We start from the raw sequence: 14,313 nt of genomic DNA, 5'->3' as shown, positions 1-14,313 counted from the left end.
TGCGGCCCCGAGGAGCCACGGCAAGTGTACCTATGGGCCCCTGGTGTTCCGGGCGGGGGCGCGACGCGACGGCCGCGAGGCGCCGGGCCGGAGCGGTGCCCCGACCGGCGCGCCGCCGCTACTCGGAGGGGGTGGGCGTCGAGGTGGCCTTCGAGGTGGGGGTCGGCACCGGGGTCGGAGCCGGCTCCTCGACGGTGACGGAGAGGGTGGGCGAGGCCGCCGACTCCGACTCGCCGCAGAGCACGGTGTACGTGACGTCGATCGTGCCGGCCGTGGTGCCGGCCTGGATCGTCGCGGTCGTCGAGTTCGACGGGTTGGTGCTCGTCACGCTCGCGCCCTCACCGGTCGCGGTCACCCGGTAACCGCTCACGGAGGTTCCGCTCGGGCACTGGTTGTAGTTGCTCCAGGTGACGTTGAACGTCGCGCCCGCCTCGACGCTGGAGGCGGCGGGGGTGACGGTCGGCACGGCGGTCGGTGCGTCCGGGGTCGCGACCTCGGTGAAGACGGAGACCTCGATGGTCGTGCCCTTCACCACGTTCGCGGTGGGGTTCACGTCCTCGACGAGTCCGACCTGCTCGGCGGTGGGGGCGCTCGGGCCGTCCGCGCGCCGGACGCCCATGCCCAGGGCCTCGAGCTCGGTCTCGACGTCGTCGAAGGAGCGCCCGACGTAGTCGGCCTTGTCGATGACCACCGTGTTCGAGGTCGGTGTCGGCGTGGGGCTCGGAGTCTCGGACGGCGTCGGCGACGGGGCCGTGCTGGTCGTCGCGGTGGGGGAGGCGGCCGGGTCGCTGCTCCCGCCGGTCGTCAGGGCGAAGATCGTGCCCGCGATGACGACGGCGAGGATCACGATGAGGGCGATCAGCGGCCAGGTCCAGGGGCTGCGCCGCCGCGGCTCCTCGGCCGGCTCGAGCGGCTCCTCGATCGGCACGAACGGAGCGGCGGCCGCGGCCGCGGGCGCGCCGGAGGGCAGCACCGTGGTCGCCTGCGTCGCGCCGTGGTTGGAGGGGAGGACCGTGGTCGCCTGCGTCGCGGGAAGGTCGCTGAGGACCGCGGGGACGGCCAGCGCCGCTCCGCGCACGTCGCCCGAGCGCAGCGCCTGGGCCGCCCGCGCGAGGTGCGCGGCGGTGGCGGGGCGGTCGGCCGGCTTCTTGGCGATGCAGGAGTAGACGAGGTTGCGCACCGGCTCCGCGACCGTGACCGGCAGCTCCGGCGGGGTGTCGTTGATCTGCGCCATCGCGATGGCGACCTGCGACTCGCCCGTGAAGGGGCGGCGCCCGGCCAGGCACTCGTACGCGACGATGCCCAGCGAGTAGATGTCGGTGGCGGGGGAGGCGGGCTGGCCGCTCGCCTGCTCCGGGGACAGGTACTGGACCGTGCCCATGACCTGCCCGGTCGCCGTCAGCGGGACCTGGTCGGCGATGCGCGCGATGCCGAAGTCGGTGATCTTGACGCGGCCGTCCGGCGTGATGAGCAGGTTGCCCGGCTTCACATCGCGGTGCACGAGGCCCGCGGCGTGCGCGGCGTGCAGGGCGAGCGCGGTCTGCGCGACGATGTCGAGGACCTTGTCGGTCGAGAGGACGCGCTCGCGCTCGAGGACGGTCGAGAGCGCCTCGCCGGGGACGAGCTCCATGACCAGGTAGGCCGAGCCGTCCTCCTCGCCGTAGTCGTAGACGTTGGCGATGCCCTCGTGGTTGACCAGCGCCGCGTGGCGGGCCTCGGCGCGGAAGCGCTCGAGGAAGCCGGGGTCGCCGAGGTACTCGTCCTTCAGGATCTTGATCGCGATGGTGCGGCCGATGACGAGATCGGTCGCCTGCCACACCTCTCCCATGCCGCCGATGGCGATCCGGGACTGCAGCTCGTAGCGTCCTCCGAAGGTGAGGCCTGTCGTGGGTCTCATTTGTTCAGCACCGCCTCTAGTACCTGTTGTCCGATGGGTGCGGCGATCAGGTTGCCGTACCCGGTCTGGCCGAGCCCTCCACCGTTCTCCACGAGCACGGTGATGGCGTACTGCGGGTCGTCCGCAGGCGCGAAGCCGGTGAACCAGAGGGTGTACGGGTCGTCCCCGCCGTTCTCGGCGGTACCGGTCTTACCGGCCACAGTGACGCCCCCTATTGTTGCATTCGTCGCCGCGCCGCCCTGGACGCTGGCGACCATCATCGCCTTGACGGCGTCCGCGGTCTGCGTGCTCACCGCCCGGCCGAGCGACTTCTCCTGGAACTGCTGCAGCACGCTGAGGTCCTGCGAGCGGATCGAGTCGACCAGGTTCGGCTGCATCACCTCGCCGCCGTTCGCGATCGCCGCGGAGACCATGGCGATCTGCAGCGGCGTCGCGCGCACCTCGTACTGCCCGAAGGCGGTGAGGGCCGTCTGGGCGTCGTCCGTCTTCGTCGGGTAGGTGCTCGCCTCGACCGACATCGGGATCTCGAGCTCGGTGTCGAAGCCGAACTTCTCGGCCTGCGAGCGGATCGCGTCCGCTCCCAGCTGCACGCCCATCTCGGCCATCGGGACGTTGCAGGAGAGCGAGACGGCGGTGGCCAGCGTGACCGTCTCTCCGGAGCCGCAGCGACCGCCTCCGGAGTTGATCACCTGCGACGAGGAGCCGGGCAGCGTGTAGGACTCGACGTTGGGGAAGCTCGAGTCGGCCGTGAAGCGGCCGGACTCGAGGGCGGCCGAGGCCACGACGAGCTTGAAGACGGAGCCGGGCGGGTTGAGCGAGCCGCCGATCGCACGGTTCACGAGGGGCTCGGAGGAGTCGTCGTTCAGCGCCCGGTAGGCGGCGAGGACGTCGTCGGTGTCGTGGGAGGCCAGCGCGGTGGGGTCGAAGGTGGGCTTCGAGACCATCGCGAGGATGCGGCCGGTGGCCGGCTCCGTCACGACGACGGCCCCCGTGTAGTCGCCGAGCGCGTCGAAGGCGGCCTGCTGGGCGACCGGGTCGATCGAGAGCTCGACCGACGCGCCCTTCGGATCCTGGCCCGTGACGAGGTTGTTGATCTCGTCGAAGAACTGCGAGTTCGAGGTGCCCGAGAGGTAGTCGTTGAGCGTGCGCTCGATGCCGGTGGTGCCCTGGTTCAGGGTGAAGTAGCCGGTCACGGCGGAGTAGAGCGGGCCGTTCGCGTACTGCCGCTGGAACTTGTAGAGGTCGTCCGACGGCGTCGAGGAGGCGATCGGCTGACCGCCGGCGAGGATCGCACCGCGCTCGGTCGAGAAGCTCTCGTAGAGGGTCCGCGTGTTGCGGCCGTCCTCGTCGAGGGAGTCGGCCTGGATCACCTGGATGGTGGTGGTGGAGAGGAAGAGGGCCACGAACATCGTCAGCACGACGAGGCTCACCCGTTTGAGTTCTCGGTTCATCGACGGATCACACCACCAGACGAGGCTGACTGCGGACTGTGTCGGACAGGCGCAGCAGCACCGCCACGATCATCCAGTTCGCCACGAGGGAGGAGCCGCCGGCGGCGAGGAACGGCGTGGTCAGGCCGGTCAGCGGGATGACACGGGTGACGCCTCCGATGACGATGAAGCACTGCAGAGCGATCACGAACGAGAGGCCGACTCCCAGGAGGCGCCCGAAGTCGTCCTGCCCGGCGAAGCCGATGCGGAACCCGCGCGAGACCAGCAGGAGGTAGAGGCCGAAGATCGCGAAGAGCCCGGCGAGGCCCAGCTCTTCGCCGAGGCTGGCGATGATGTAGTCGGACTGCGGGACCGGCGTGAGATCCGGCATCCCCTGGCCGAGGCCCGTGCCGAGCAGCCCGCCGTGCGCGAGGCCGAAGAGGCCCTGCACGAGCTGGTAGCTGCCGCCCGGATCCGCCCCGTAGCGCTCGGCGCTGAACGGCTCGAGCCAGTTGGCGAAGCGGTTGCCCACGTAGTCGAGCGTCTGGCTCGCCAGCAGCGCGCCGCCGAGGAACAGGCCGACGCCGATGAGGACCCAGCTGGTGCGCCCGGTCGCGACGTAGAGCATGACCAGGAACAGGCCGAAGTAGAGCAGAGCCGTCCCCAGGTCGCGCTGGAAGACGATGACGCCCATCGTGACCGCCCAGACCACCAGGATCGGGCCGAGGTCGCGCAGGCGCGGGAAGCGCATCCCGAGGACGGTGCGGCCCACCATCGAGAGGGAGTCGCGGTTGCGCACGAGGTAGCCGGCGAAGAAGACCGCGAGGGCGATCTTGGCGATCTCGCCGGGCTGGAAGCTCGCCACGTCGCCGATCCCGATCCACACGCGCGCGCCGCTGACCTCGCGGCCGATGAAGGGCAGGAGCGGCAGGAGGAGCAGCACGATCGCCGCGAACCCGGCGACGTAGGTGTAGCGGAACAGCACGCGGTGGTTGCGGATGACCAGCAGCACCACGATCGCCGCCACGACGGCCAGGGCGCTCCAGAAGATCTGCCGCACCGCGACCGACTCCCAGCCGGTCGCGCCGTCGGCGATGTCGATCCGGTAGATCTCGGCGACGCCCAGGCCGTTCAGCACGGTGGCGATCGGGAGGAGGAAGGGGTCGGCCGCCGGGGCCGCGAAGCGCAGCACGACGTGCACGGCGAGCACGAGCGCCGAGAGGCCGGCGCCCAGCGAGACCAGCGTGGTGTCGATCGAGCCGAGGGCGCCGAGCTGCACGAGCACGATCGCGCCGGCATCGATGAGGCATGCGCCGATCAGGAGCAGGAGCTCGAGATTGCGCAGCTTCTGGCGGAAGAAGCCCTGCCGCTCGGGGGCGGGGCGGGCGGTGGCCGTGGCGGCGTCCGTCATGGTGCTCCGTTCGCGTCCGTGAGGCGCTCGACGATGTCGACCGCGCCGGCGTAGGAGTCGGCGCTGATCGTCTGCTCCAGCTGCTCGACGTCGTAGGCGCGGAGGGAGTCGAGCGGGATGCCCGTGTCCTCCTTCACCTCCGAGAGCGAGAGCGGGCCGACCGACTGCTGGATGCCCTGGTAGATGATCACGGTGTCCCCGTCGGTGCCGACGTAGAAGCGGGACTGCGTCCAGTCGTAGGCGAAGAGGATCCCGAGGAATCCGATGATGAGCACGAGGGACAGGCCGACGAGCCAGGTGATGCGGCGGCGCAGGTGCCGGCGGCGGTCCTCCTCGATCAGCTCGTCGAGGTAGTCCTCGGACGCGGGCTCGAAGTGGGTGGGGCCCTGCGCGGCGGGAGCCCGGGTGTGCAGGCGGAGGCCGGGGATCCGGACGCGGTTCTGCGAGTCGTCGGTGCTGAAGGGCGTGGGCGCGGCGGCGGATCCGACGACGACCGGCTCCTCCACGGGGGCGAGGATGCGCGCGGTGTCGCCCGCCCCGGGGATGTCGAGGACGACGACGGTGACGTTGTCCGGGGCGCCGTGCGAGAGGCTGTCGCGGATCAGGCGGTCGGCCACCTGCTGCGCGGTCTCGTCGCGGCTGAGCTCCTTGAGGATCTCGTCGTGCGGGACGACGCCGGAGAGGCCGTCGGAGCAGATCAGCCAGCGGTCGTGCGGCTCGGTCTCGAGCGTGAGCGTGTCGATCTCGGGGTTGGTGTGCACATCGCCGAGGACCCGCATCAGGACGGAGCGGCGCGGATGCGTCATCGCCTCCTCCTCCGTGATGCGGCCGGAGTCGACGAGGCGCTGCACGAAGGTGTGGTCCGTCGTGACCTGCTCGAGCCGGCCGTCGCGGAGGACGTAGATGCGGGAGTCGCCGATGTGCGCGATCGCCACCGACTCGCCGACGCGGGCGATCGCGCTGACGGTGGTGCCCATGCCGGTGAGCTCGGGGTGGTCGACCACGGCGTCGGCCAGCAGGGTGTTGGCCGCCAGCAGGGTGCGCTTGAGCTCGTCCTCGGCCTCGTAGGTGGAGGCGTAGACGCGGTCCGCCTCCGCGATGCGCTTGATCGCGATGGAGGAGGCGACGTCGCCGCCCGCGTGGCCGCCCATGCCGTCGGCGACGACGAAGAGCTGCCGGCCCGCGTAGCCGGAGTCCTGGTTGTTCGAGCGGATCCTGCCGACGTGCGAGACGGCGGCGCTCTCGCGCACCGCGCCGTGGCCGGAGGCGCTCTCCGGAGTGGGGGCCACGCGCTACGACCGCCGCAGTTCGAAGGTGGTGGTGCCGACCTTCACGGGCGTGTCCAGCGGCACCTTGGTGGGCGCGCCGACGCGGCGGCCGTCGAGGAAGGTGCCGTTGGTGGAGTCGAGGTCCTGGATCATCCACTCGTCGTTCCAGAGGAGCAGGCGCGCGTGGTGGGTCGAGGTGTAGTCGTCGCGGATGACCAGAGTCGACTCGGCGGAGCGGCCGATCGTCAGCGGGTCGCCGGTCAGCTCGAGCTCGGTGCCCCGCTTGGGGCCCGAGGTGATCACGAGGCGCTGCGCCGTGTGGACCGTGGCGGCGCCTCCCTGCTCGGCGCGCTCGGCGGCGGCCTCGCGGCTCCTCCGGGCCGAGGGGGCCGACGGGGAGGCGGGCTGCGCGGGCGCGGGAGCCGGGGCGGCCGCAGCGACCACGGGCTGGGCCGCCGTCACGAACGGGGCCTCGGGGGACGCGGCCTGCGCGCCGGGCGGCAGCTTGCGCACGCGCTGCCCGAACAGGTCGGAGCGCAGCGCGTAGACGATGCCGAACACGAAGAACCACAGCAGCGCGAGGAACGCGATGCGCAGGAGGAAGAGAGTGAGCTCGCTCATAGCCGGTCGTCCCAGAATCCCTCGGAACCGCGTCCGGCTGCCCTGCCGGACGACGGGCGGTCGGTGCGTGCGGGCGCGGAGCCCTGCACGACGCGGTAGACGATCGAGGTGCGCCCGATCGTGATGGTCTGCTCGGGGGCCAGGGGCGCCTGCGTGACGGGCCGGCCGTCGAGCTTGGAGCCGTTCGTGGACCCGAGGTCGTGCACCTGGGCGCGGGAGCCGTCCCAGAGGATCTCGACGTGCTTGCGGGACGTGCCCGAGTCGTCGACGGTGATGTCGGCGTCGCTGCCGCGGCCGATGACGGTGCGCGCCTTCGTGATCGGGTGGCGCCGGCCGTCGATGTCGAGGACGGGCGTGTAGGCGACGGTGCCCTTCACGCTGCGGGAGTCGACCTCGACCATGCCGTCGCTGAGCGCCGGATCGACGGCGAGGGAGATGTCGATCGGGCCGGGGAAGCGGAAGCCCTGCTTGGTGGCGTGCTCGGTGGCGACCGTGGTGAGCTCGTCGATCAGGGTGGCGCCGAGGCGCTGCATCCGGTCGAGGTCGGTCGCGGACATCCGCAGGACCAGGCTGTTGGGGACGAGGATGCGGTCGCGGCTGACCACGGCGGCGGAGGTGTCGAGCTCCCGGCGGAGGGCGGAGGCGAGCTCGACCGGCTGCAGACCCGACTTGAAGGTCCGCGCGAACGCGCCGTTGACGACGCGCTCGAGTCCCTTCTCGAAGTTGTCCAGTATGCCCACAGTCTTCCGATCTTCCGGTTCTTCGCCTTCTCGGCGGTCGCGCACGGATCGAGATGTCTGCGCGCCCGTCGCCGCTTCCTCTTCTTGGTCTGCGCCGCGCACGGCTACGGGCATGTTACTGGGATGGTCTGGATGCGCGATCCTCCGCGGTGGTTTCGCGGCCGGAGTGCCGTGTGCGCGCTCTCACCGGGGCGGCCCGGAGGCGGCTCCCGGGGGAGCGACGGCCCGGGGCGGCGGGTGCCGGTTCGGCTAGGAGGCCGGGGGATGCTACGATTTCTCGTCGGCGCTTCGGTGCCGCTGGTGAGCGCGAGTGGCGGAATAGGCAGACGCGCACGGTTCAGGTCCGTGTGCCCGAAAGGGCGTGGGGGTTCAACTCCCCCCTCGCGCACCAGAGTTCATGAGAACCGGAGTTCGAGAGAACCGGGTTCGAGGGAACCGGAGAGAAGCCCCCGATCGGATGTCCGGTCGGGGGCTTCTCCCGTTCCCGGGTGCGGTGCGCTCCGGGGCGGGCTCCTGTCGTGTCGTTCTCGCGGACGGCGTCCCGCGGAGGGGCGGTGTTCACCGGGAGGTCGGCGGGAGGTCGTCCGGCGCGGGCACGCTCGCGGGGTGATCGCCCTCCGTGCCGACGTGTCCGCCCTCGATCCGCGGGCGCTGCCCGAGCTGCTCCGACGTCTCCGCCGGCACCGGAGCGTGCAGGTGGGGGAGTGCCAGCGGATCGCGGTGCTGCCCGGATCGGGCCCGGTGCTGCTGACGGCCGGCGACCGGCTCGTGCTCGACCTGCTGATCGAGCGGCGCGCGCTGCTCCCCGTGGTGATCGACGCGCTCGAGGCGGAGCTGCGCAGCGGCGGCTTCCGCGAGCGGATCGCGCTGAGCTGGAGCACGCCGGACACGGTGCCCGTGCCGCTGCGCTGACGAGCCGCGGTCAGCGGCGGGTGAGCTCCACGACCGGGATGATGCGGGTGGTGCGCTTCTCGTAGTCGAGGAAGCCGGCGGAGGCGGTGGTGAAGCGGGCCCAGCCGGCGTCGCGCTCCTCCCCGGCGAGGACGCGCGCCCGGACGTCGACGGTGCCGTCGTCGGGGGTCTCGATCGCCAGGTCCGGGTGGGCGATCATGTTGTGGAACCAGGCGGGGTGCTTCGGCGCACCGGCGGCGGACGCGGCGAGCAGCCAGACGTCCTCGGAGGGGTGCAGCGCCATCAGCGGAGTCACGCGCTCCTCACCGGAGCGGGCGCCGCGGTGGTGCACCAGCACGAGGCTCCTCCCGAAGCCGCCCGTGGTCACGGTCCCGCCGTTCGCGCGGAACTCCTCGATGATCGTGTCGTTCCAGTCGGCCATGCTCGTCCTCCTCGACGCGGTGCCGGCACTCGAGTGCCGGGGTCAGGCTCGGGCGCCCAGGGCGTCCTCGCGGCTGCTGCTCCCACCCGGCGGCTGCACGCCCCCGGTGACGGCGGCGGGATCCGCCAGCGCCCGCCGCCAGGGTAGCTCCGCGGCGCCGACGAGTTCCAGCCTCGAGCGCAGGGCGGCCCGCTCGATCCGCACGCCGCGCGCGAGGTCGCTCAGGGCCCGGGCGGAGACGCGGGCGGCGAGGCGCTCGCGGTCGACGGTGAGCAGCGAGCCGAGGAAGCCGCCCAGCACGACCGCGGTGGGGTTGAAGAGGTTGATGTAGGTGGACAGGCCCTCCGAGAGCAGGTCGACCTGGCGGGCGACCTCGCCGAGGACGGCGGGGTCGCGGGAGGTGCCCAGGGCGATGTCGAGCTCGTCCTGGTCGAGGACGCGGGCGCCGAGGACGTCGAGGAGGGAGCGCATCCGGACCTCGGCCTCGAGGCAGCCGCGCCGGCCGCAGCCGCAGAGGCGGCCGTTCGTGGCGACGAGGGTGTGGCCCAGCTCGGCCGCGAACCCCGAGGAGCCCTGGAGCGGGACGCCGCCGATGATGACTCCTCCGCCGATGCCGCCCGCGCCGCCGGTGACGTAGACGACGTCGGCCACGCCGTGCGCCGCTCCGAAGAGGGACTCGCCGATGGCGCCGAGGGTCGCGTCGTTGCCGACGGCGACCGGGAGGTCGAGGGCGCGGCTGAGCTGGGTGGCGAGGTCGACGTCGCGCCAGCCCAGGTGCGGGGCGCGGTGGACGAAGCCGGAGTCGGCCTGGACGAGGCCGGGGACGGCGACGCCCGCGCCGACCAGCGTGCGCAGCGACTCCCGCTCGGAGCGGAAGCCCTCGACGATTCCGGTGACGACGCGGACCACCGTGGCGGGGCTCGCGGGCTTGGGGGTGTCGAAGCGGACGCGGCGGAGCAGCTCGCCGTGCAGCCCGACGAGGCCGACGATGATCGCGTCGGTGTCGAGGTGGACGCCCACGGCCGCGAACCGGTCGCCGGGGACGACGGTGGCGCTGGGGCGGCCGATGCGGCCGTCGGGCGCGGTGGTCTCCTCCGCCACCCAGCCGAGCTCGCTCAGCTCGCCGACGAGGTTGGCGACGGCGGAGCGGTTCAGCCCGGTGAGGCGGCCGAGCTCGGCGCGGCTGGTGGGACCGGAGCGGTGCACCAGGGTCGCGAGGCTCGCGAGGTTCGTGCGGCGCAGCAGCGCGTTGCTGGAGGCTCCGACTGCTCCTGCCATGATCGCCTGCCTGTCGCTGGACCCCGACGGGTCTCGGATGCACTCGGGCGCGGCTCCCCCGAGGAGAAGCCGCGCCCGAGAACTGTAGAAGAGAAGGACGAGGAGCGCCGCTGGGCGGCGCCCGGCGTTCGTCTAGCGGCCGCCGGCGCGGCGCTTGTTGAAGATGTCGAACGCCACCGCGAGCAGGAGCACGAAGCCCTTGATCGCCATCTGCCAGGCCGCGTCGACCGAGAGGATGGACAGGCCCATGTTGAGCACGCCCATCACGAGTCCGCCGATGACGGCTCCGACGACGGTGCCCACGCCTCCCTGGACGGCGGCGCCGCCGATGAAGACCGCGGCGATCGCGTCCAGCTCGTAGTTCTGTCCGGCCGAGGCGACCGCACCGCCGGCGCGGGCGGTGCTGACGATGCCCGCGACTCCGGCCAGTGCGCCCATGTTGACGAAGATGAAGAAGTTGACCCACTTCGTCTTGACACCGGACATCATCGCGGCGAACAGGTTGCCGCCCATCGCGTAGATGTGGCGGCCGAAGACCGTCCGGCCGAGCACGAAGCTGTAGGCGAGGATCAGCACGGCGAGCACGATCAGGATGATCGGGGTTCCGCTGTAGCCGGCGAGCAGCCAGGAGAGGGCCATGATCGCGATGACGGCGATGGCCGACTTCGCCACCAGCGAGCCGATGGGCTCGCGGGGCAGCTCGAGGCGGCGGAGGGTCGCGCGGCTGCGGAGCTGCTGGGCCACGAGGACGACGCAGACGATCAGGCCGAGGACCAGGGTGAGCGCGTCGCGCCCGGCGATGCCGCCGAGGACGCCCGGCAGCCAGCCGGCGCCGATCGCGGTGAACTCGGTGGGGAGGCCGTTGATCGTTCCGCCGGTGAGGAGGACGAGGGTGAAGCCGCGGAAGATCAGCATGCCCGCGAGGGTCACGATGAACGCCGGTATGCCGACGAAGGCGACCCAGAAGCCCTGCCATGCTCCGACGGCGGCGCCGGTGACGAGGGCGACGACGACGGCCGCCCACCAGGGCAGGCCCCAGTTGTTCATCGCGATCGCCGAGATGGCGCCGACCATCGCCACGACCGAGCCGACCGAGAGGTCGATGTGGCCGGCGATGATGACCATCACCATGCCGATCGCGAGGATCAGCACGTAGGCGTTCTGCTGGATCAGGTTGTTGACGTTGCCGGGCAGGAGCAGGCGCCCGCCGGTCAGCACCTGGAAGAGCAGGATGATGATGGCCAGCGCGGCGAGGATGCCGTACTGCCGGAGGTTGATGTTCAGCCGGCGCGAGCGCTTGGGCGGGGTGGAGGGCGTGTTGGCGGGCGTGTCCGCCGGCGCTGTGGTGGTCGTGGCGCTCATCGGGCCTGTTCCTTTCCGGCGGTCATGTAGTGCATGAGGTGCTCCTGGGTGGCGTCGGCGCGATCGATCTCGCCCGTGATCCGTCCCTCGGAGATGGTGTAGATGCGGTCGGCGAGGCCGATCAGCTCGGGCAGCTCGGACGAGATGACGACGACCGCCTTGCCCTGGGCCGCGAGCTCGTTGATGATCCCGTAGATCTCGTACTTGGCTCCCACGTCGATGCCGCGGGTGGGCTCGTCGAGGATCAGCACGTCGGGACCGGAGAAGATCCACTTCGAGAGGACGACCTTCTGCTGGTTGCCGCCGGAGAGCTTCCCCGTGACGGCCGAGACGGTCGGCGCCTTGATGTTCATCTTCGATCGGTACGAGTCGGCGACCTTGTACTCGCGGTGCTTGTCGATCACGCCGAGCCGGGCCAGGCGCGAGAGCGCGGCGGCCGAGACGTTGACGGTGATGTCGCCGATGAGGTTGAGCCCGTAGCGCTTGCGGTCCTCGGTCGCGTAGGCGAGGCCGTTGCGGATCGCCTCGTCGACGGTGCGGGTCTGGATCTCCTTGCCGTCCTTGTAGACGCGGCCGGAGATGCCGGTGCCGTAGCTCCTCCCGAAGATGCTCATCGCGAGCTCGGTGCGTCCGGCGCCCATCAGGCCCGCGAAGCCGACGATCTCGCCGGCGCGGACGGTGAAGGAGGCGTCGTCGACGACCACGCGGTTGATGTCGACGGGGTGGTGGACCGTCCAGTTCTCGACGCGCAGCTTCTCCTCGCCGATCTGCGGGTCGCGCGGCGGGAACATGCTGTTGAGGTCGCGGCCGACCATCGCGCGGATGATCCGGCTCTCGGACGCCTCCTCGCCGGCCATCGGGAAGCTCTCGATGGTGCGGCCGTCGCGGATGATCGTGACGGTGTCCGCGATGGCGCGGATCTCCTTCAGCTTGTGGCTGATGATGATGCAGGTGATGCCCTGCTTGCGGAGCTGGTCGATCAGGCCGAGCAGGTGGTCGCTGTCCTCGTCGTTGAGGGCGGCGGTGGGCTCGTCGAGGATGAGGAGCTTCACCTCCTTGGCGAGGGCCTTGGCGATCTCGACGAGCTGCTGCTTGCCGACGCCGAGCTCGAGGATCTTGGTCGCGGGGCTCTCGGCGAGGCCGACGCGCGCGAGCAGCTTGGCCGCCTCCGCGTTGGTCGCGTTCCAGTTGATGACGCCGCGGGTCGACTTCTCGTTGCCGAGGAAGATGTTCTCGGCGATGGAGAGGTAGGGGCTGAGGGCGAGCTCCTGGTGGATGATCACGATGCCGTCGGCCTCGCTGTCGTTGATCGACCGGTACTGCGCCTCCTCGCCCTCGAACTCGATGGTGCCCTCGAAGCTGCCGTACGGGTACACGCCGGAGAGGACTTTCATCAGGGTCGACTTGCCGGCGCCGTTCTCGCCGCAGATGGCGTGGACCTCGCCGGGCTGGACCGAGAGCGAGACGCCGTCGAGGGCGCGGACGCCGCCGCCGAACTCCTTGACGATGTCGCGCATGATGAGGATGGGACTGGCCAACAGGGCCTCACTTCGTTGGGGGGGAGTGGTGTGCGGACGGGGAGGCGGGGGCGGGGAGGATCGCTCCTCCCGGCCCCCGCCCGACGGATCAGAGTCCGACGTCGCCGGCCTTGAGGAAGCCGGAGTCGACGAGGACCGACTGCACGTCGTCCTTCGTGACGACCTGCGGCTCCAGCAGGTAGGACGGGACGACCTTCTCGCCGTTGTCGTAGGTCTCGGTGTCGTTGACCTCGGGCTCCTCGCCCGCGACGATCGACTGCACCATCTGGAAGACGCGGTCGCCGAGGGTGCGGGTGTCCTTCCAGACCGTCATGGACTGCTCGTCGGCGAGGATCGCCTTGACGTTGGCCTTGTCGGCGTCCTGGCCGGTGATGACCGGGTAGTCGGCGCCGGGGGTGTAGCCGGCCGACTTCAGCGAGGCCTCGATGCCGATGGCCAGGCTGTCGTTGGGAGAGAGCACGACGTCGACCTTCTGGCCGCCGGTGTAGAAGGAGGAGAGGCGGTTGTCCATCTCGGACTGCGCCTTGTCGGAGGCCCAGCCCTGGATGCCGATCGAGGCCCAGTCGTCGTCCGACGCGGGCGACTTGCCCGAGGGGACGGTGAGCTTGCCGCTCTCGATGTAGGGCTGCAGGACGTCCCACGCGCCGGAGAAGAAGAACTTCGCGTTGTTGTCGTCGGGGCTGCCGGCGAAGGGCTCGAGGGTGAAGGGACCCGCGGCGTTCTTCAGGTCGAGGGTCGACTCGATGTACTGGCCCTGGAGCTGGCCGACCTTGTAGTTGTCGAAGGTCGCGTAGTAGTCGACGTCCGCGGTGCCGTTGATGAGACGGTCGTAGGCGATGACGGTGGCGTTCTGCTTCTTCGCCTCGGCGAGGACGGGCGCGAGCGCCTCGCCGTCGATCGCGGCGATGACCAGGATCTTGGAGCCGCCGGCGATCTGGTTCTGGATCTGCGAGATCTGCTGATCGGTCTTGTTGTCGGCGTACTGGAGGTCGACGGTGCAGCCGTCGCCCTCGAGCTGCGACTGGAGGCCTTCGCCGTCGTTGATCCAGCGCTCGAGGCTGCGCGTGGGCATCGAGATGCCGACGGTGCAGTCGCCTTCCGCGCCGGCGCCGGCAGCGGCGCCTCCGGAGTTGGCGGGGCTCGCGGAACAGGCCGCGAGGCCGAGGGAGATGATGCCGGCGGCGGCCAGCGTGGTGATGCCGCGGGAGAACTTCATGGAGTGCATTCCTCTCTGAAAGCAGTGTCCGAGGGAGAGGACGACAAGAGGCGTGCACGTGTGGCGCACGTCGTCGTGTCGTCGCCCGGGGGGGCGGGAGAGCCCCGAGGGGCTTTGTCCACGGAGAGAACATATTCCTTCGATCGGGGGGAGTAAAGCGCGGGCGGCGAATTTGTCCAGGCGATGCCGAAATGTGATCTTCGGGACGCCGATCCCCGC

Annotated in this window: 12 protein-coding genes and 1 tRNA gene; 2 read left to right on the top strand and 11 right to left on the bottom strand. The window is 70.9% G+C overall.

Going from position 1 to position 14,313, the window contains the following annotated elements:
• Positions 1 to 118: 118 nt before the first annotated feature.
• From GTU71_RS12400 to GTU71_RS12375, 6 genes are read right to left on the bottom strand one after another with little or no spacing between them, the layout of a single operon-like run.
• On the bottom strand, positions 119 to 1,897 hold the full coding sequence (locus tag GTU71_RS12400; protein ID WP_159940296.1) for a protein kinase: 1,779 nt from the start codon (positions 1,895 to 1,897) through the stop codon (positions 119 to 121).
• Positions 1,894 to 3,348: a penicillin-binding transpeptidase domain-containing protein gene (locus tag GTU71_RS12395; protein WP_159940294.1), complete on the bottom strand. Its 1,455-nt coding sequence runs from the start codon at positions 3,346 to 3,348 to the stop codon at positions 1,894 to 1,896. Before GTU71_RS12395 ends, GTU71_RS12400 begins: the two co-directional genes overlap by 4 nt.
• Positions 3,349 to 3,355: 7 nt before the next feature.
• Entirely contained in the window at positions 3,356 to 4,738 is a 1,383-nt protein-coding gene (locus GTU71_RS12390) for an FtsW/RodA/SpoVE family cell cycle protein (protein ID WP_104225777.1), read from the bottom strand.
• Entirely contained in the window at positions 4,735 to 6,027 is a 1,293-nt protein-coding gene (locus tag GTU71_RS12385; protein WP_244230547.1) for a Stp1/IreP family PP2C-type Ser/Thr phosphatase, read from the bottom strand. The genes GTU71_RS12390 and GTU71_RS12385 overlap by 4 nt, the downstream gene beginning before the upstream one ends.
• 3 nt (positions 6,028 to 6,030) lie before the next feature.
• Complete coding sequence (locus GTU71_RS12380; protein ID WP_104225776.1) at positions 6,031 to 6,627, bottom strand: FHA domain-containing protein; 597 nt, start codon at positions 6,625 to 6,627, stop codon at positions 6,031 to 6,033.
• The gene (locus tag GTU71_RS12375) at positions 6,624 to 7,367 is read right to left on the bottom strand and encodes a DUF3662 and FHA domain-containing protein (RefSeq protein ID WP_104225775.1); all 744 of its coding nucleotides are present in this window, start codon (positions 7,365 to 7,367) and stop codon (positions 6,624 to 6,626) included. Before GTU71_RS12375 ends, GTU71_RS12380 begins: the two co-directional genes overlap by 4 nt.
• 304 nt (positions 7,368 to 7,671) lie before the next feature.
• Here GTU71_RS12375 and GTU71_RS12370 point away from each other — a divergent pair.
• A tRNA-Leu gene (locus tag GTU71_RS12370) sits at positions 7,672 to 7,758 on the top strand.
• A gap of 215 nt (positions 7,759 to 7,973) precedes the next feature.
• The gene (locus tag GTU71_RS12365; protein WP_159940292.1) at positions 7,974 to 8,279 is read left to right on the top strand and encodes a hypothetical protein; all 306 of its coding nucleotides are present in this window, start codon (positions 7,974 to 7,976) and stop codon (positions 8,277 to 8,279) included.
• Positions 8,280 to 8,289: 10 nt separating this feature from the next.
• Here GTU71_RS12365 and GTU71_RS12360 read toward each other — a convergent pair whose 3' ends face one another.
• The 5 genes from GTU71_RS12360 to chvE form a co-directional block, all read right to left on the bottom strand.
• The gene (locus GTU71_RS12360) at positions 8,290 to 8,700 is read right to left on the bottom strand and encodes a nitroreductase/quinone reductase family protein (protein ID WP_104250259.1); all 411 of its coding nucleotides are present in this window, start codon (positions 8,698 to 8,700) and stop codon (positions 8,290 to 8,292) included.
• A 42-nt stretch (positions 8,701 to 8,742) separates the two neighbouring features.
• Positions 8,743 to 9,978 (bottom strand): ROK family transcriptional regulator, encoded by a 1,236-nt coding sequence (locus tag GTU71_RS12355; RefSeq protein ID WP_159940290.1) that lies wholly within the window; start codon positions 9,976 to 9,978, stop codon positions 8,743 to 8,745.
• Positions 9,979 to 10,110: 132 nt separating this feature from the next.
• Positions 10,111 to 11,340: a multiple monosaccharide ABC transporter permease gene (mmsB, locus tag GTU71_RS12350; RefSeq protein WP_104222654.1), complete on the bottom strand. Its 1,230-nt coding sequence runs from the start codon at positions 11,338 to 11,340 to the stop codon at positions 10,111 to 10,113.
• Positions 11,337 to 12,857 (bottom strand): multiple monosaccharide ABC transporter ATP-binding protein, encoded by a 1,521-nt coding sequence (gene mmsA / locus GTU71_RS12345; protein ID WP_104255654.1) that lies wholly within the window; start codon positions 12,855 to 12,857, stop codon positions 11,337 to 11,339. Before mmsA ends, mmsB begins: the two co-directional genes overlap by 4 nt.
• 109 nt (positions 12,858 to 12,966) lie before the next feature.
• Complete coding sequence (gene chvE / locus GTU71_RS12340; RefSeq protein WP_104222652.1) at positions 12,967 to 14,103, bottom strand: multiple monosaccharide ABC transporter substrate-binding protein; 1,137 nt, start codon at positions 14,101 to 14,103, stop codon at positions 12,967 to 12,969.
• Between the last annotated feature and the right edge of the window lie 210 nt (positions 14,104 to 14,313).

Source organism: Rathayibacter sp. VKM Ac-2762 (assembly GCF_009866585.1).
Taxonomy (GTDB): Bacteria; Actinomycetota; Actinomycetes; order Actinomycetales; family Microbacteriaceae; genus Rathayibacter.
This window is presented reverse-complemented; position numbering and strand designations above follow the sequence as displayed.